At 73.4% G+C, this 16,449-nt stretch carries 14 protein-coding genes; 7 read left to right on the top strand and 7 right to left on the bottom strand.

The window, feature by feature from the left end:
* Window positions 1–12: 12 nt before the first annotated feature.
* Entirely contained in the window at window positions 13–999 is a 987-nt protein-coding gene (locus ABZ564_RS09745; RefSeq protein WP_360852342.1) for a helix-turn-helix domain-containing protein, read from the bottom strand.
* Window positions 1,000–1,351: 352 nt separating this feature from the next.
* Between ABZ564_RS09745 and ABZ564_RS09740 the strand changes: the two genes are divergently transcribed.
* Both ABZ564_RS09740 and ABZ564_RS09735 read left to right on the top strand, forming a co-directional pair.
* On the top strand, window positions 1,352–2,941 hold the full coding sequence (locus tag ABZ564_RS09740; RefSeq protein WP_360852339.1) for a protein phosphatase 2C domain-containing protein: 1,590 nt from the start codon (window positions 1,352–1,354) through the stop codon (window positions 2,939–2,941).
* A gap of 114 nt (window positions 2,942–3,055) precedes the next feature.
* On the top strand, window positions 3,056–4,798 hold the full coding sequence (locus tag ABZ564_RS09735) for a pyruvate dehydrogenase (RefSeq protein ID WP_360852336.1): 1,743 nt from the start codon (window positions 3,056–3,058) through the stop codon (window positions 4,796–4,798).
* Between the two features lie 104 nt (window positions 4,799–4,902).
* Here ABZ564_RS09735 and ABZ564_RS09730 read toward each other — a convergent pair whose 3' ends face one another.
* Window positions 4,903–5,292 (bottom strand): barstar family protein, encoded by a 390-nt coding sequence (locus ABZ564_RS09730; RefSeq protein WP_360852333.1) that lies wholly within the window; start codon window positions 5,290–5,292, stop codon window positions 4,903–4,905.
* A 73-nt stretch (window positions 5,293–5,365) separates the two neighbouring features.
* On the bottom strand, window positions 5,366–5,758 hold the full coding sequence (locus ABZ564_RS09725; protein ID WP_360852331.1) for a ribonuclease domain-containing protein: 393 nt from the start codon (window positions 5,756–5,758) through the stop codon (window positions 5,366–5,368).
* Window positions 5,759–6,373: 615 nt separating this feature from the next.
* Between ABZ564_RS09725 and ABZ564_RS09720 the strand changes: the two genes are divergently transcribed.
* Together ABZ564_RS09720 and ABZ564_RS09715 are read left to right on the top strand one after the other, a co-directional pair.
* Window positions 6,374–8,284, top strand: coding sequence for a serine/threonine-protein kinase (locus tag ABZ564_RS09720; RefSeq protein ID WP_360852327.1), 1,911 nt, complete (start codon window positions 6,374–6,376; stop codon window positions 8,282–8,284).
* Between the two features lie 156 nt (window positions 8,285–8,440).
* Window positions 8,441–8,806, top strand: a complete 366-nt coding sequence (locus ABZ564_RS09715) for an ATP-binding protein (RefSeq protein ID WP_360852578.1) — start codon at window positions 8,441–8,443, stop codon at window positions 8,804–8,806.
* 51 nt (window positions 8,807–8,857) lie between these two features.
* On the opposite strand, the gene ABZ564_RS09710 is transcribed toward ABZ564_RS09715, so the two are convergent.
* Both ABZ564_RS09710 and ABZ564_RS09705 read right to left on the bottom strand, forming a co-directional pair.
* Window positions 8,858–9,937, bottom strand: a complete 1,080-nt coding sequence (locus tag ABZ564_RS09710; RefSeq protein ID WP_360852324.1) for a DUF2637 domain-containing protein — start codon at window positions 9,935–9,937, stop codon at window positions 8,858–8,860.
* A gap of 205 nt (window positions 9,938–10,142) precedes the next feature.
* Window positions 10,143–10,991, bottom strand: coding sequence for a (2Fe-2S)-binding protein (locus ABZ564_RS09705; protein WP_360852321.1), 849 nt, complete (start codon window positions 10,989–10,991; stop codon window positions 10,143–10,145).
* A 146-nt stretch (window positions 10,992–11,137) separates the two neighbouring features.
* Here ABZ564_RS09705 and ABZ564_RS09700 point away from each other — a divergent pair, with 146 nt between their 5' ends.
* The gene (locus ABZ564_RS09700; RefSeq protein ID WP_360852318.1) at window positions 11,138–11,914 is read left to right on the top strand and encodes a GntR family transcriptional regulator; all 777 of its coding nucleotides are present in this window, start codon (window positions 11,138–11,140) and stop codon (window positions 11,912–11,914) included.
* Between the two features lie 76 nt (window positions 11,915–11,990).
* On the opposite strand, the gene ABZ564_RS09695 is transcribed toward ABZ564_RS09700, so the two are convergent.
* Both ABZ564_RS09695 and ABZ564_RS09690 read right to left on the bottom strand, forming a co-directional pair.
* Entirely contained in the window at window positions 11,991–12,776 is a 786-nt protein-coding gene (locus ABZ564_RS09695) for a hypothetical protein (protein ID WP_360852315.1), read from the bottom strand.
* A gap of 195 nt (window positions 12,777–12,971) precedes the next feature.
* On the bottom strand, window positions 12,972–14,705 hold the full coding sequence (locus ABZ564_RS09690; RefSeq protein WP_360852312.1) for a PucR family transcriptional regulator ligand-binding domain-containing protein: 1,734 nt from the start codon (window positions 14,703–14,705) through the stop codon (window positions 12,972–12,974).
* Between the two features lie 254 nt (window positions 14,706–14,959).
* Between ABZ564_RS09690 and ABZ564_RS09685 the strand changes: the two genes are divergently transcribed.
* Window positions 14,960–15,850 carry a xanthine dehydrogenase family protein subunit M gene (locus ABZ564_RS09685; RefSeq protein WP_360852308.1) on the top strand — a complete coding sequence of 297 codons (891 nt, stop codon included), beginning with the start codon at window positions 14,960–14,962 and terminating at the stop codon, window positions 15,848–15,850.
* Between the two features lie 2 nt (window positions 15,851–15,852).
* Window positions 15,853–16,449 (top strand): (2Fe-2S)-binding protein, encoded by a 597-nt coding sequence (locus ABZ564_RS09680; RefSeq protein WP_360852305.1) that lies wholly within the window; start codon window positions 15,853–15,855, stop codon window positions 16,447–16,449.

Genomic DNA, 16,449 nt, shown 5'->3' with positions numbered 1-16,449 from the left:
GCTCAGAGACTGTTATGGCAGCGGGCGCGGGCGGGGATCGCGGGCCACCCAGCCCCGTTCGCAGGCGTGCCAGCCGAGCTGGAGCCGGGTCGAGACCCCGGTGAGATCCATCAGGCCCTTGACCCGGCGCTGTACGGTCCGCAGCCCCAGGTCCAGATGCTTGGCCACGCTCGCGTCGGTCAGCCCGGCCAGCAGCAGCGACAGGATCTCCAGATCCGTCGGGTCCGGGCCGCCCGGCGCCTCCAGGACCGTGCCGCTCTCACCGAGCCGCAACGGCATGGCCTCGCGCCACACCGCCTCGAAGAGCCCCGTCAGCGACTCCAGCAGGCCCGAGGCGTGCACCACCAGCGCGGCGGGCTCCGCGCCCCGGCCGGTCAGCGGCACCATGGCCAGCGCCCCGTCGGCGATCACCAGCCTGGTGGGGACCCGCCGGACGACCCGGCACTGCTCGTCGCGGCCGAGCGCCGCCGACAGCTCCAGGATTCCGGACTCCAGGCCCAGCACCTCGCGCTCGACGACCCTCCGGAACGACACCCCGCGCGTGGCCTCCTCCTCCGGCTCGCCGACCGCGATCGGTTCGCCGGTGACCAGCGCGCACACCTCGCTCGTCGCTCCCAGCCGGAGCTGGTGGAAGCGGTGGGCGACCGCGCTCGCCCCGGTGACCACCTCGACCAGGTCGTGGACGGCGGGTTCGGAGGCGTCCGTCCGGTACTCCTCGGCCAGCAGCACCGCAGCCAGCTCCGCCTGCTCCAGCTGATGGCGCTGCCGGGTGAGCAGGGCTCCCAGCGCGACCCCGGGGGGAGCCGCGACCCACCGGCCCGTGCGGGCGGAGGACCGGGCGGCCAGGCCGCGCTGCTCCAGCCGGCGCAGCGCCCGCTCCGTGTCCTGTTCGGGAAGCGCCAGCCGGTGCGAGAGATCGGAGACCTCGGCGGCCCCCAGCGCCACCAGTGCGCGATAGGCCGACTCCTGCCTCTCGTCGAGACCTATGGCTCCCAGCATCCCCGACCCCTCCCCCAAGCAGTGTGTACGCCTGTCGGCGCATCCGCGTGGCGAAAAGTCGCCACGGCGTGGTTTCGCCACGGCACATCATCGCCGTACCGCCCGTCACTCTGCCAATGTGGCGGCACAGCGGCACCGGTCATCACCGGTACGCGGGGTTGCGTACACGCCTCACCCGGCTCCGGCCGGGGAGGCGGTACGTGAGACTCGACGCCGCCGCTCACGCCGGATGCCGAAGCCGGCTCAACCGACCGGTCCGCCGGGCGCCCTTCCCGTGGGGGGTGGGGGCGCCCGGCCGGCCCATTTTCCGGATGCCCGTTTTCGTACGGCCCCGGCGGTCGACAATAAGGACATGAGTCAGCAGGGGGAGAAACCGGCGGCCCGCGAGGACGACTGGTGGCGCAGGCTGTACGACGAATCCGCCCCGGACACCGGGGCGAGCCGGGCGGGCGACAGTCTCGACGAGCGCTTCGACTCCGCGTCCGGCACGGTGGCGTCCGAGGAAGGCGCGGCCTACGGGACCCCGGAGGCGGTACCGGAGCCGGGGGAGCCGCCGCGGCCCGAAGCGCCCTCCGCCGTCACCCGGACGGCGGACGCCGCGCCGGGCGCCGTGGCGCGCGACCCGTGGGAGCCGCCGACGGGCGCGGGCGCACGCGCGCCGTGGGAAGCGCCGGCCGGCGCGGGCGCACGCGCGCCGTGGGAGCCGCTGACGGGCCCCGCGCAGCCGCGCACCTTTCCGGGACCGGCCCCTCAGCCCCCGCCACCGGCCCCCGATCCGGAGCCGCCCGCCTTCGCCGACCCCCGGGTCGACGGCGGGCTCCCGGACGCGGAGAGCGCGGCGTCCCCGCCGCCCGGGCAGCCCATCGCCGACGGGCAGGCCGCGGACGTGCGGGCCGCCGACGAGTCCGGCGCGACCTCCGCCGACGAACGGCGGGCGGAGGAGGGGCCCGCCGCGCCCCCTCCCCCGGCCGCCCATGTGGGCGTCAGGCCACCCACCTACGACGCCGAGCCCACGGCCCTGCCCGCCACCGACCCGTCCGAGCTCGACCGCCTCGTCCCGGACACGGTGCTGGACGGCGCCACCTACGGGACGTACACCCTGCGCGCCGCGTCGGTGCGCGGGGACTCCGCCCGGTTCCGGGGCGAGCCGCGCCGCGACGCGCTGCTGACGGCACGCTTCGGCAGCGGGGAGAACGCCCTGGTCCTCGTCGCCGTCGCAGGCGCGTCCCGGGGCGCGGAGGGGGCGCAGACGGCATCGGCGGACGCCTGCCGCTGGATCGGTGAAGCGGTCGGACGCAGCCACGTCCGGCTCTCCGACGACATAAGGGCGGGCCGCCGCGCCGACCTCAAGTCCGGGCTGCACCGGCTCACCGACCGGGCCTTCGGCAAGCTGCGCGCCCGCGCCGCCGAACTCGGCCTCGAACCGGACGCGTACACCGCGAGCCTGCGCTGCCTGCTGCTGTCCGCCGATCCCGGCTGTCGCACCCGGGTCTTCTTCGGCATCGGCGGCGGCGGTCTCTTCCGGCTGCGGGACGGCAACTGGCACGACCTCGAACCGGCGCTGCCCCCGCCCGCCGCGCTGAGCGGGGAGCCCGTGGTCGGCTTCGGCTCCGCCGCGTCCGGGAGCGGGCCCGCCGGCGACCGGCTGACCATGGATCTCGGTATCGCCACCGGCCCCGCGCCGTACGTCGAGGACCCGCTCCCGCCGCCTGCCGAACCGTTCCGCTTCCGCGCCTCCGTCGCCCGGCCGGGGGACACCCTGCTGCTGTGCGGCGCGGGTCTCGCCGAGCCGCTGCGCGAGGAGCCCGAGCTCGCCGGTGAACTCGCGGCACGCTGGTCGCCGGTGGCGGCGCCGGGCCTCGGGGCGTTCCTCGCGGACACCCAGATCCGGGTGAAGGGGTACGCAGAGGACCGGACGGCGGTCGGCGTCTGGGAGGCGTAACGGCGCACACCATGGGTTGATGGACTCCGGATATCCGCCCGGGCCGGGGTTTGGCGCCCCGCGTCCCGGACAGCCGAACGTGCACGGAGCACAGGCAGAGGGAGTGCGTCACCCATGGCCAAGCAGAACGTGTCGGAGCAGTTCGTCGACATCCTCGCCCGGGCAGGCGTCAAGCGCCTGTACGGCGTCGTCGGGGACAGCCTCAACCCGGTCGTCGACGCCGTGCGGCGGCACGCGGAGATCGACTGGATCCAGGTCAGGCACGAGGAGACGGCGGCGTTCGCGGCCGGCGCCGAGGCACAGATCACCGGGACCCTGGCGGCCTGCGCCGGGTCGTGCGGCCCCGGCAACCTGCACCTCATCAACGGCCTGTACGACGCCCACCGCTCCATGGCGCCCGTGCTCGCCCTCGCCTCGCACATCCCGTCGAGCGAGATCGGCCTCAACTACTTCCAGGCGACCCACCCCGAGCTGCTCTTCCAGGAGTGCAGCCACTACAACGAGATGATCTCCAACCCGCAGCAGATGCCCCGGCTGCTCCAGACCGCCATCCAGCACGCGGTCGGCCAGGGCGGGGTCAGCGTCGTCTCGATGCCCGGCGACGTCGCCGGGCAGCCCGCCCCGGAGCGCTCCGCCGAACACGCCCTGGTCACCTCGCGGCCCACCGTGCGGCCGGGCGACGGCGAGATCGAGAAGCTCTGCCGGATGGTCGACGAGGCCAAACGGGTGACGCTGTTCTGCGGCAGCGGGACGGCGGGCGCGCACGCCGAGGTCATGGAGTTCGCCGAGCGGGTCAAGGCCCCGGTCGGGCACGCTCTGCGCGGCAAGGAATGGATCCAGTACGACAACCCGTTCGACGTCGGCATGAGCGGGCTGCTCGGCTACGGCGCCGCCTACGAGGCCACCCACGAGTGCGATCTGCTGATCCTGCTCGGCACGGACTTCCCGTACAACGCCTTCCTGCCCGACGACGTGAAGATCGTGCAGGTCGATGTGCGGCCCGAACACCTCGGCCGGCGCACCAAGCTGGACCTGGCCGTCTGGGGCGACGTCCGCGAGACCCTGCGCTGTCTGACCCCCCGGGTCAGGGCGAAGAGCGACCGCAAGTTCCTCGACCGGATGCTCAAGAAACACGCCGACGCCCTGGAGGGCGTGGTCAAGGCGTACACCCGCAAGGTCGAGAAGCACGTGCCGATCCATCCCGAGTACGTGGCCTCGGTGCTGGACGAACTCGCGGACGACGATGCCGTGTTCACCGTCGACACCGGCATGTGCAACGTCTGGGCGGCCCGTTACCTGACGCCCAACGGCAAGCGGCGGGTGATCGGTTCGTTCAGCCACGGCTCGATGGCCAACGCGCTGCCGCAGGCCATCGGCGCGCAGTTCACCGACCGGGGCCGGCAGGTCGTCTCGATGTCGGGCGACGGCGGCTTCACCATGCTGATGGGCGACTTCCTGACCCTCGTCCAGTACAACCTGCCGGTCAAGGTCGTGCTCTTCAACAACTCCTCGCTGGGCATGGTCGAGTTGGAGATGCTGGTGGGCGGGCTGCCGTCCTTCGGCACGACCAACAAGAACCCGGACTTCGCCGCCGTGGCGCGCGCGGCGGGGGCGTACGGCGTCCGTGTCGAGAAGCCCAAGGAGCTGACGAGCGCCCTCAAGGACGCCTTCAAGCACAAGGGGCCGGCGCTCGTCGATGTCGTCACCGATCCCAACGCGCTCTCCATCCCGCCGAAGATCAGCGCGGACATGGTGACCGGCTTCGCCCTGTCCGCCAGCAAGATCGTGCTCGACGGCGGAGTGGGCCGGATGCTCCAGATGGCCCGCTCCAACCTGCGTAACGTGCCCCGTCCCTGACCGGCGGGGCGGGGTCGGGACAGTCTGTGGCGTCGTGGTTCACCCGGCGACCCCATGAACCGCAGGTGCGGCGCTGCGGCGACCCGCGTCACGGCCGGCCCGCCTCAGAGCAGTCGCAGAGTGTCCGGTCCCGTCCGCTCCCGGATGATCGCCACCAGCCGGTCGAAGAGGGTCGGGCCGAGTCCGGCCGCAGCCCGTGAGCTCTCCTCGCGCAGACGGCCGCGGTTGCTCTCGTGGGCGCGGGCGGCCAGACGCTCCAGATAGCGGGCGGTCTCCGCGTGTCCCAGCGCCCTGGCCGACAGCGCGTGATCGCGCCACTCGATGACGAAGTCGCCGTCGTCCGGCGTGCCCATGCCGCCGCTCAGGCAGTCCGCGAAGGCGTCGAGATTCCGTCCGAAGTAGCCACCGGGCCCGTTCACCGCCTCGCCGACCACGGTCCAGAAGCTGTCCGGGCCGGTGATCCGGGAGCCCTCGATCACATAGGTCACGGTCATGGGGTGAGCCTACGGGCGTGGACCCGCGCCCGTAGGTGGAGGACCGCGGCGCGGACCGGACCGGGGGAGCGGGTCAGCAGTCGTGGTCGACCAGGTCGAACGTCTCGTAGTGGTCGGCGGTGTAGTAGTCCTCCCGGTACTCCTCACCCGTGACGATGCGCCGCGCGCCACGCGTGGGGGAGCCGGGGGTGATGACGGTGTACTCGTGGTAGTAGCCGGTGCCCTGCGCGGGCAGCACGCCCTCGCGGTTCTGGAAGACGGTGCCGTCCTGGTCGTACGGGAACGGGCCGCCGGCGTCGATGAGGTCCAGGGTGTCATGGGCCTGGGACGGCAGGTCCGAGTAGCAGACGCTGCCGACCGACGTGGTCGTCGCCGAGGCGGTCGCCGTGACGGGGCCGCCGACGAGGAGAGCGGACAGAAGGGTGGCCGCGCCGCCGAGCGTGGTGATCCGTGGGGGGATTCGCATGCTCCATGATGACGCGCGTAGACAGCGGCGCGTCAACGCCAACTCGGGTGAATTCTTCGCGAGTTAACCGTGGAGAGGGAACGCATGCCACCCCGGCGGCCGCCTGGGTGCCACGGGCGTGCATAAGTCGAACGGAGGTCCGACACCTGCTCAGGACCTGACGGGGCGCCAGATGCGATACGGCGGCGTACGGGCCGCCTCCTCGATGTCGACGTCCCCGACGGAGAGTCGGCGGCGCACGATGCCCGTCACCGGCCCCAGGGTCAGCGATTCCAGGACGGGCGGGGGAGTGCGACGAGCTCGCCCGACTCCTGGTGCGCGTGGAGCCGGGCGGCGAGCGGGGCGAGCCGGTCCTCCTGGTGGTCGTGGCCTCTTCGCGCTGTTGCGTGGGGCTCGTCGACGCGGCCCCCGCTTCCGGAATCTCTGGCTCCTCATGGCACCGCCAAAACGGCGTGGAAGAGTGTTCCGGAATTGTTTCCGGAAGTTGTTCCACTTGACTCCCGCTTTGCTTCACACTGAACGTTTGTCCGCCAAGTCGCGGACGGGCATGGGGATTTCAGGTGACGGCGGCGGTCCCGGGGGCCGCTGTCCGGGACATACGGGGAGCGCTCGGACATGAGCGGCGTGAACAACGGCGACCACGCGGACAACGAGGACTACCTCGACGGAGGCATCAAACCGCTGACACCGACGGACCCGGCGCGTATCGGGCCCTATCTGCTGCTGGGCCGGCTCGGTGCGGGCGGCATGGGCCGGGTGTACCTCGCCCGGGCCGACGGCGGCCGCACGGTCGCGGTCAAGGTGGTGCACGCGGAGCACGTCGCGGACCCGCAGTTCAGAGCCCGCTTCCGGCGCGAGGTGGACGCGGCCCGGCGTGTGGGCGAGCGCTACACCGCACCCGTCCTGGACGCGGCGCCGGACGCCGAATTCCCCTGGGTGGCCACGGGTTACGTCCCCGGGCTCTCCCTGGAACAGGTCGTCCGGGGTCACGGCGCGCTGCCCGCCGCCTCCGTGCAGGCCCTCGCCACCGGCCTCCTGCACGCGCTGAAGGACATCCATGCGGCGGGCATCGTGCACCGCGACCTCAAGCCCTCCAACGTGATGCTCACGATGGAGGGCCCCAAGGTCATCGACTTCGGCATCGCCCGCGCCGTCGGGACCACCGTCGAGTCCCTGCTCACCAGCACCGGCATGATGATCGGCTCGCCCGGCTTCATGGCTCCGGAGCAGGTCCGCGGGGAGAGCGCGGTACCCAAGAGCGACGTCTTCACCCTCGGCTGCGTGCTGACGTACGCGGCGACCGGCACGCTCCCGTTCGGGCACGGGGCGAGCAACCAGCACGCGATCATGTACAAGATCGCCGAGGCCGAGCCCGAGCTCAAGCGGGTCCGGGACGAGGACCTGAAGGCGCTGATCACCCGGCTCCTGGCCAAGCCGGTCGACGAGCGGCCCTCCGTGGACGAGCTGCTTGCCGAGCCGGGGCGCGAGGCCGGCCCGGTGGCCTCCTCGTGGCTGCCCGCCGCCGTCGTGAGCCATCTGGCCCGTCAGTCGGCGCAGTTGCTCGACGCGGAGGCGGAGCCGCTGCGGCAGGAGGGCGACCGCGCGACGCTCGACCTCGGGGCGGCGCCCGAGGTGGCGGCGGAGCCGGAAAGCAGGAAGGCGGCGGAGAAGCCGAAGCGCCGCCGCCCCTGGGTGGTCGCCGTACCGCTGGTGGTCGTGCTCGGCGGCGGGGGCGGCACGCTGGTCGTGCTCCAGCCGTTCGGTCACGACGGCGGGGCGCACGCGGCGCCGCCCGCCGCCTCGGCGACGAGCCGGACCCCCGCGCCGGAGCCCTCGGCGGCCGGCAGCGCTTCCCCCACCGGCAGCAAGAGCCCGAAGGCGTCCCCCAGCAAGAAGAAGGACGACGCCGGCAAGGACGGAAGGGACGGCGGGGACGGGGAGCCGGGCGAGGACGGCCGGGACGCGGGGGACGCGGGCGGCGGCTCGGGCGGCTCCTCCGGCGGCGGCTCGTCCTCGGGCGGCAGCGGTACCAGCGGAGGGAGCTCGGGCGGCGGGAGTTCGAGCGGCGGGAGTTCGAGCGGTGGCTCCACCACCACCGGCGGCGGGAGTTCGGGCGGCAGCACCTCGGGCGGCTCCACGAGCACGTCCGGAGGCGGCGGTTCGACCAGCACGTCCGGCGGCTCCACCGGTGGTTCGGGCGGCGGCACGGTGCCGTCGGGGTTCGTGGGCACCTGGAAATACGGCGAGTCCGTGAACATCAACCAGCCGGAAACCGTCAGCATCTCCGGGACGGGCATCGTGCACATGTCCGGCGTCCCGTACATGCCCTGCACCTACCAGGCCACCGTGACGTCCAAGACGAACGGCAGCAGTCGCATCAACATCAGCGCCGCCACTCCGGTCGGCAAGAAGGACTTCCGGTGCTTCGCCACGCTGGAGGCATCCTTCTTCACCCTCAACGCCGGCGGAATCCAGCACAACGTGGGCGCCGCCGCAGGCGACGGCTACTACTACAAGCGGGCCTGAGCCCCGCACGATTCACCCCTGCCCGCAGGGCCCCGCAAGCGTGACAGCCCGTAGGCGGGGCATGCATTGCGTGAGCACCTTCGAGACAGGGGGCGAATGACCGTGTGGGCGGGGGAGACGATGGAGCGTCACGAGGTGGCCCGGATGCACCGCAGAGTGGACCGGGCCGACCTGGCAGCCGTGGGAGAAGTGCGCGGGGCCGTAAGGGAGTTACTGCGCTACCGGTGGAAGGAGGAGCCGGCCCGGGTCGCCGAACTGCTGCTCAGCGAGCTGGTGACCAACGCCCTGGTGCACACGGACGACGGCGCGGTCGTCGCCGTCAGCGTCGCACCCCGCCGACTGCGCGTGGAGGTACGGGACTTCGTCACCGGAATGCCGCCCGAGCCGCACCTGCCGCCCGCCGACGACGATACGCACGGCCGGGGGCTGATCCTGGTGGAGAGCCTCGCCGACTCCTGGGGGATCAGCCCCCGGTCCCTGGGCAAGGTGGTGTGGTTCGAACTGGACGGCGAACGGCCCTGACGGTCCGGAAGGACCGTCAGGGCCGTTCGTACGCGACCGCCGTCCCGCGTCTCAGCCGAACTGCTGCTCCAGGTCCTTCAGTTTCTGCTCCAGCGAATCGAGCCGGGGCAGGGCCTGGGTGTCGTCCTCGGCGGTGAGATCGACCGCGGCCGATTCGCTCGCGCCCAGTTCAGGGACGCTCGCCGAGTTCGAGTGGTTCACGGCTTGCAGGGATGGCCGGGGTCGTAGGGGCAGCTGACCCGGCTCGGATATGGCGGGATCCGCGACGGACTGCGTGGAGCCCGCCGCCGGGGGGAGTGCGGCCACGTCGACCGGGGGGCCGCCCCGGCCGAGCCGCCCCCAGGCCCGGTTCTGCCGGTTCAGGGCCTTGATGTGGGCCCGGTCCAGCTTCTCCTGGTCCTTCCTGCGGAGACGGTTCTGCTCCTTCTCCCGGCGGTCCTCGCGTACCTCGTCGACCGCCTCGTCCAGCGTGCGTACGCCTTCGAGCAGCATCAGCGACCAGGCGCCGAAGGTCTCGCGGGGCGCGCGCAGCCAGCGCACGATCCGGATCTGCGGCAGTGGCCGGGGCACGAGGCCCTGCTCGCGCAGGGCGGCCCGGCGGGTCTGCTTCAGCGCCCGGTCGAACAGCACGGCGGCCGAGAGGGACATCCCCGCGAAGAAGTGCGGAGCGCCCGCGTGGTCGATGCCGCGCGGCGCGTGCACCCAGTTGAACCAGGCGGCGGCACCGGCGAAGGTCCACACCAACAGCCGGGAGCCGAGCGCCGCGTCCCCGTGGCTGGCCTCCCGCACGGCGAGGACCGAGCAGAACATCGCCGCCCCGTCCAGGCCGAAGGGCACCAGGTACTCCCAGCCGTCGGAGAGGCCGAGGTTCTGCTGGCCGAAGCCGACGAGCCCGTGGAAGGAGAGCGCGGCGGCGACCGCCGCACAGCAGAACAGCAGCACGTACGAAGCGGTGGCGTACAGCGCTTCCTTGCGTCTGCGCCGCTCCTCGCTGCGCTCCCAGCTGTCGTCGGCCGCGGCTGTGTCAGAGGCGCGCTTGCCGCGCGCGACCACCGCCACCGCCGCCATGACCCCCACGAGCAGCACGGCGCCCGGAAGCAGCCAGTCAAGCGATATGTCGGTCAGTCTCATGCGCGGTCCCTTGCGTCACGTAGGGCGTTTCGGGCGCCATCGTGGCGGAGATTCCCTCACCGCCAGGCGGTTTCGGGGCAAGAGAACGCCAATGGGGTGCCGGAGACCGTCGATATGGACGTTCTGGTCGAACACTCCCCAGGGGCCTGCGCATGGTGTTCGAATTGATGCCACCCGTCCGGGCGGTGTGGATCGACGGAGTGGATCAGGGGGCGGGCGCCAGCTTGCGGACGCGCTCCGCGTCGCACGTGCGCGGGCAGGTGACGCAGGTGTCCTCGGGCCGCAGCGTGTAGAAGAGGCAGCAGCTCGCCCGGTCCCGGGTGGGCAGCGACTCCCCGTCCGGGCCTGTCAGCTCACGGAAGCCCGCCGTGCCGACGTACGGCTTCGTGGTGCCCGGCAGCAGCGTCTCCAGCTCCGTCATGGCGCGCCGCTCCTCGCCCAGCAGATGCGCGATGTACCAGAGGCCCTCGACGATCTCGTCGGTCGCCATCCCCCACAGGGCCCGCTTGCCGCGCCGCATGCGCGGCCGGAAGCCTTCGAGCACCGGTCCCAGGTGTTCGGCCACCGCGTCCAGCACCTCGGCCCGCAGCGCGGCCTCGTCGGCCACCACCCGGGCTCCCGGCAGCGCGGCCGCCGGGTCGCCGGGCAGGCAGGCGAACTCCCGCACCCGCAGCGTCAGATGGCCCAGCGCCCGCTGGAACGAGACGTCCTCGACCGGGATGCGGGGCACCCGGCGGTGCAGGAACCACGGCACCGTCACCAGCAGACAGGCCGGCCAGGCGTAGCGGTGCAGCCCGAAGCTGGCGATCACGTCGGGCCGGCCCTGCTGTCCGTAGTCCCGCCGGACCTGTTCGTCGTCGAAGGCGAGGAAGGCGTCCAGGGCGGCGCCGCCCGCCGCCAGCTCGTGCGCGCCCACCCAGCCGGGGCCGCCGGGGGCGCTCTCGCCCTCGGCGAGGATCTCGGCACGCAGCCCGGGGAAGACCTCGGTCAGGCGCGCGTACGCGTCGGCCAAGGGCGAGGCCGTCACTGCGGGGAGCAGGGCGGGCAGGGTCATACGGGGACCACCGATTCACGATCGTCAGCAGGTAAGCCTTACCTTACCCTGCCGGATCGATGTTTGAACTGGGGGCCCTTGCGCCTATCGTGCACCCAGGGCGCCCCACGCGTGAGCCGCGCCCGCGACCGGCCGAGGAGGTATCCGTGGAGCAGGGCAGAGCGCGCGAGGAGGTGCGGCCCCCGTACGGGGTGGCCGCCGCCGTGCCCGCCCCGGCCGCGCGGGTACCCGAACAGGCCCGCGGCGAACACACCCACGGCGAGCACCCGCACGGGCAGCCGTCCGCCGCTCCCCGCGTCCAGGTGCACCGGCACTCGGTGCGCGGCCAGATCCTGGACGCCCTGCGCGCCGCCCTCGTCGACGGCGAGCTGGTCCCCGGACAGGTCTACTCCGCGCCCGCGCTCGGCGCCCGCTTCGGCGTGTCCGCCACCCCCGTGCGCGAGGCGATGCAGCAGCTGGCCGCCGAGGGGGCCGTGGAGGTCGTGCCGAACCGTGGCTTCCGGGTCGCCGAGCGCGGACCGCGCGAGCTGGCGGAGCTGGCCGAGGTGCGGGCCCTGATCGAGGTCCCCGTGATGCTGCGGCTCGCCCGCACCGTCCCGCCCGCCCGCTGGTGCGCGCTGCGTCCGCTGGCCGACGCCACCGTGGCCGCGGCGGCGGTCGGCGACCGGGCGGGTTACGCGGAGGCGGACCGGGCCTTCCACGGCGCGGTGCTCGCCCTCGCCGGGAACCGCAGCCTGGTGGCGGTCGCCGACGACCTGCACCGCCGCGCCCAGTGGCCCCTGGTGGACAACCCCGTCAGCCGGCGCGCCGATCTGCTGGCCGACGCCTCCGAGCACACCGCGCTGCTCGACGCGCTGATCGCCCAGGACGCGGCGGTCGTCCAGTCCCTCGTACGCGCACACTTCACGGTCGCCGACGGCTGACCCCGTACGCGGTCCTTCGTACGGGGTCAGCCTGCGGCGCACCTTCGCGGCGCACCTCTACGGCGCGGCCCCGGCCTCAGTTCGCCTCGGCCGTCTCCGGCGGGGGCGGGTCCAGGTGGGGGCCCAGCCAGGTCGGGACGCCGCCCAGCAGCCGGAAGAGCCGGCCCGCCTCGGCCCGCAGCCGGGTCGCCGCCTCCGGTTCGGACTCGGTGTCGGCCAGCGCGATGAGCGCCGGTGCCGTGCCCACCAGGTAGCCCAGCTCCTCCCTTATCCGCAGGGACTCCGCGAAGCCGTGCCGGGCCTCCGCCAGTTCCCCCTCGCGCAGGGCGATCAGCGCGAGGTGGCGCCAGGTGGAGGAGAGCAGCAGCGCGTCGCCCTGCGCGGTGGCGCCGGCGTGGGCCCTGCGGTAGGCGGCCCGGGCCGCCTGCGGGGAGTCCGCGATGTTCTGCGCGATCAGGCCGCGCCGGAAGTCGAGCAGCGGCCGGCCCCGGGCGGCGGGGGAGAGCAGGGCGGCGGCCCGGCCCAGCGCCACCCGGGCCTCGTCGGCCCGGTCCCGTACCCCGAGCAGGGTCGAGGCGTACGCGAGGTAGCCGCGTTCGCAGGCGGCCGCGCCGCGCTCCTCGTCGTCGTGGGCCATGGCCTCGGCGGTGCGCAGGGCGTCATCGGCGTCCGTCCAGCCCTGCCCGGTGTACAGGCACCGCTCGGTCAGCAGGGCCGTCCGCTGGAGGGCCGCGGCCGGGTCGGTGGCGGCATCGTGTTCCAGCAGGGCCGCGGCGTCCGTCCAGCAGCCGCGCGAGCGCAGCCGCCATACCGCGGTCTGGAGCGGAGGATCGTCATCTGCTGTCGTTCCGGAACCAGACATGGCGGTATGCGCCACATTGCCCTCCCCGAGCGCGCCTTCGAGCTGTGGTGAGCGTCCGGCCGTCGACCGGACGCTCGTGGGTACGGGCCGCATCACAGCACGGAATGGCACGCCGGGCCAAGAGGTCGAAGCAATGTCAGGTGAAAGTTTTCACAATCGGCGGGACGGGGTACAGCCCTTGCGGGGCCCGGGAATTCAGCTCATCCGCAGGGCGAGGAAGAAATCGAGCTTGTCCTCCAGGCGCGCCAGGTCGCGCCCCGTCAACTGCTCGATTCGCCCGACCCGGTAGCGCAGCGTGTTGACGTGCAGGTGCAGCCGGGCCGCGCAGCGGGTCCAGGAACCGTCGCAGTCCAGGAAGGCCTCCAGGGTCGGGATCAGCTCCGCGCGGTGACGCCGGTCGTACTCGCGCAGCGGGTCCAGCAGCCGCGCGGTGAACGCCCGGCGCACGTCGTCGGGGACGAACGGCAGCAGCAGGACGTGCGAGGCCAGCTCGTGGTGGCCGGCCGCACAGACCCGCCCGGGCCGGGCCGCCGCCACCCGGCGCGCGTGCCGGGCCTCCTCCAGGGCGCCGCGCAGCCCCTCGGCCGAGTGCACCGAGGCGCTGACACCCAGTGTCAGCCGGCCGTCGTCGGCGAGGCCCGCGGAGAGCGGGGCGCGCACGGCGGCGAGCAGGGCGTCGGCGTGCAGGGCGGCGCCGTCGTCCTCCGCATCGCCCTCCGCCCCGCTCCCGGTGGCGTCGGCGGCCGCACCGTCCGGCCGGGCCGGGGCGGCGGGCAGCGGCACCAGGGCGATGGCCTCGTCACCCGTGTGGGCGACGGCGATCCGGTCCGCCGAGTCGGGCCCGGTCACGGAGGGGTCGACCAGGATCTCCTCCAGCAGCGCCTGGGCGACCGGGCCGCCCGCGACCCCGGAGGCGGGCGCGCCGTCCTGGTCCCACTCGACGCGGGCCACCACCACCTGCCAGTGCGGCGCGATGCCGAGGCCGGGGAGCAGGACCGGGGTGGCCACGCGCAGCCGGGCGGCGATCTCGGCGGGCGCGGCGCCCGCCTGGACCAGCTCAAGGACCTCCTGGGCGAGCCGGCGGCGCACCGTGCGGGCCGCGTCGCGCCGGTCGCGTTCGACCGCGATCAGCTGGGTGACGCCCTGGAGGAGGTCGAGCCGCGCCGCCGGCCAGTCGCTCGCGTCGGCCTCCACGGCCAGCAGCCAGTCGGAGAGCACCGACTCCCGCACGTCGCGGGAGGCCGGCGCCGCGTCGCCCCGGCCGTGGTTCCGGATCGGGAAGAGCGAATACGTCGTACCGCCGAGGGCGGCCCGGTGCGGGGCGCGGCGGCCGGAGCGGACGGCGGCCAGATGCAGCCCGGCCAGCTCGGCCCCGGCGGCGGCCGACAGCGGGGCGCCCGCGCCCGCGATCTGCCGGCCGGTGGGGGAGAGCACCCAGGCACGGAGGTCCAGGTCGGAGCCGAGGAGATCCAGGACCACCTCCGGCCCGCCACCGGCCGGGCCCGACGTCATCAGCCTGCGGTGCCGGTCCACCACCGCCGCCAGGTCGCCGGCCCGCTCACCGGACACCTGACGGACCACGTACTCGGTGATCGTCGCGAACGCGACCGTCTCGTGGACGGCGAACAGCGGCAGCCGGTGCCGGCGGCACGCCTCGACGAGATCGTCCGGGATGTCGCCCAGCTCCGCCTCGCCCGCCGCGAGACCTGCCACCCCGGCGCCCGACAGGATGCGCACGAACGGCTCAGAGTCCGCCGCGTCCCGGCGCCAGGCCAGACCGGTCAGGACCAGCTCGCCCCCCGTGAGGTAGCGGCTCGGGTCGCGGAGGTCCGTCGTCATCACACCCCGGACCGACCGGTCCAGCTCCTCGTCGCCGCCGAGCAGCCGCAGGCCCAGCGCGTCGTTCTCCAGCAGTGCGCGCAGCCGCATCTCGTCGCCGCCGATCTCTTTCGTTGGTACGGGTGAAGTCCGGGTGTTGCGGTGAGGCTGTTGAGCCCCGCCATTCGTTCGAATCTACAAGACATGAGCGGAGACCAGCCAACTCCTTCATGGCTTCGGTGACTGCACCAGGTGGAGCAGGGCTTGTGTACTGGGTCACACAACGCGTGAAGAAGACATGAACAGAGTCGAGGGCGGGCCGTCCCCCAGCCCGGCGTGAAGACCCGATCGAGAAGAGAGCCACCATGGACTTCCTTCGCCCCGCCAGCTGGGAGGAGGCGCTCGCCGCCAAGGCCGAGCACCCGACGGCTGTGCCCATCGCCGGGGGCACCGATGTGATGGTCGAGATCAACTTCGACCACCGGCGGCCCGAGTACCTCATGGACCTGAACCGCATCGGCGAGCTCACCGACTGGGAGGTGGGCCAGGAGAACGTACGGCTCGGCGCCTCGGTCCCGTACAGCCGGATCATGGAGCACCTGCGCGCCGAACTGCCCGGTCTCGCGCTCGCCTCGCACACCGTCGCCTCGCCGCAGATCCGCAACCGGGGCGGCGTCGGCGGCAACCTGGGCACCGCGTCCCCGGCCGGTGACGCCCACCCCGCCCTGCTCGCCGCGGGCGCCGAGGTGGAGGCCGAGTCCGTACGCGGCACCCGGATGATCCCCATCGACGCCTTCTACACCGGCGTCAAGCGCAACGCCCTCGAACCGGACGAACTGATCCGGGCCGTGCACATCAAGAAGGCCGACGGGCCCCAGCAGTACTCCAAGGTCGGCACCCGCAACGCCATGGTCATCGCCGTCTGCGCCTTCGGCCTGGCCCTGCACCCCGAGACCCGCACCGTCCGCACCGGCATCGGATCGGCCGCCCCGACACCCGTACGGGCGAAGGAGGCCGAGGAATTCCTGAACGCCGCACTGGAGGAGGGCGGGTTCTGGGAGAGCCGCACGATCATCACCCCGTCCGTCGCCCAGCAGTTCGCCACGCTCGCCGCGGGCGCCTGCAACCCGATCGACGACGTGCGCGGCACCGCGGGCTACCGCCGGCACGCGGTCGGGATCATGGCCCGCCGCACCCTCGGCTGGGCCTGGGAGTCATACCGCGGCAACGGCCGCAGCACCGAAGGAGCCGCCTGATCATGCGCGTCAATTTCACGGTCAACGGCCGCCGCCACGAGGCCGACGACGTCTGGGAGGGCGAGTCCCTCCTCTACGTCCTGCGCGAGCGCATGGGCCTGCCCGGCTCGAAGAACGCCTGCGAGCAGGGCGAGTGCGGCTCCTGCACGGTCCGTCTCGACGGGGTGCCCGTCTGCTCCTGCCTGGTCGCCGCCGGACAGGCCGAGGGCCGCGACGTCGTCACCGTCGAGGGCCTGGCCGACTTCGCCGCCCACCGCGCCGAGGCCCACCCCGGCACCGGCTGCGCCTCCGGCGCCTGCGGCACCTCCCTCGACCGGGCCAAGCGCTGGAAGGCCGAGCCGGCCGCGGGCGAGGAGACCCGCGACACCGGAGAGCTCTCCCCGATCCAGCAGGCGTTCATCGACGCCGGAGCCGTCCAGTGCGGCTTCTGCACCCCAGGCCTCCTGGTCGCGGCCGACGAGCTCCTGGAGCGCACCCCGCAGCCGTCCGACGCGGACATCCGCGAGGCGCTCTCCGGCAACCTCTGCCGCTGCACCGGCTACGAGAAGATCCTCGACGCGGTCCGCCTCGCGGCCGCCCGCGCGGAAGGAACGGTCTAG

Source organism: Streptomyces sp. NPDC019224 (assembly GCF_040632605.1).
Lineage (GTDB): Bacteria > Actinomycetota > Actinomycetes > Streptomycetales > Streptomycetaceae > Streptomyces.
The sequence above is the reverse complement of the archived record's forward strand: the minus strand, read 5'-3'. Positions and strand labels throughout refer to the sequence as shown.

What these genes read in the sequence shown, in the direction of transcription:
- ABZ564_RS09685 (WP_360852308.1), top strand. Translation starts at nt 14,960, where the DNA reads ATGGACTTCCTTCGCCCCGCCAGCTGGGAGGAGGCGCTCGCCGCCAAG.
- ABZ564_RS09725 (WP_360852331.1), bottom strand. Translation starts at nt 5,758, where the DNA reads ATGCGAATCCCCCCACGGATCACCACGCTCGGCGGCGCGGCCACCCTT.
- ABZ564_RS09745 (WP_360852342.1), bottom strand. Translation starts at nt 999, where the DNA reads ATGCTGGGAGCCATAGGTCTCGACGAGAGGCAGGAGTCGGCCTATCGC.
- ABZ564_RS09720 (WP_360852327.1), top strand. Translation starts at nt 6,374, where the DNA reads ATGAGCGGCGTGAACAACGGCGACCACGCGGACAACGAGGACTACCTC.
- ABZ564_RS09705 (WP_360852321.1), bottom strand. Translation starts at nt 10,991, where the DNA reads ATGACCCTGCCCGCCCTGCTCCCCGCAGTGACGGCCTCGCCCTTGGCC.
- ABZ564_RS09695 (WP_360852315.1), bottom strand. Translation starts at nt 12,776, where the DNA reads ATGTCTGGTTCCGGAACGACAGCAGATGACGATCCTCCGCTCCAGACC.
- ABZ564_RS09740 (WP_360852339.1), top strand. Translation starts at nt 1,352, where the DNA reads ATGAGTCAGCAGGGGGAGAAACCGGCGGCCCGCGAGGACGACTGGTGG.
- ABZ564_RS09730 (WP_360852333.1), bottom strand. Translation starts at nt 5,292, where the DNA reads ATGACCGTGACCTATGTGATCGAGGGCTCCCGGATCACCGGCCCGGAC.
- ABZ564_RS09690 (WP_360852312.1), bottom strand. Translation starts at nt 14,705, where the DNA reads ATGCGGCTGCGCGCACTGCTGGAGAACGACGCGCTGGGCCTGCGGCTG.
- ABZ564_RS09680 (WP_360852305.1), top strand. Translation starts at nt 15,853, where the DNA reads ATGCGCGTCAATTTCACGGTCAACGGCCGCCGCCACGAGGCCGACGAC.
- ABZ564_RS09710 (WP_360852324.1), bottom strand. Translation starts at nt 9,937, where the DNA reads ATGAGACTGACCGACATATCGCTTGACTGGCTGCTTCCGGGCGCCGTG.
- ABZ564_RS09735 (WP_360852336.1), top strand. Translation starts at nt 3,056, where the DNA reads ATGGCCAAGCAGAACGTGTCGGAGCAGTTCGTCGACATCCTCGCCCGG.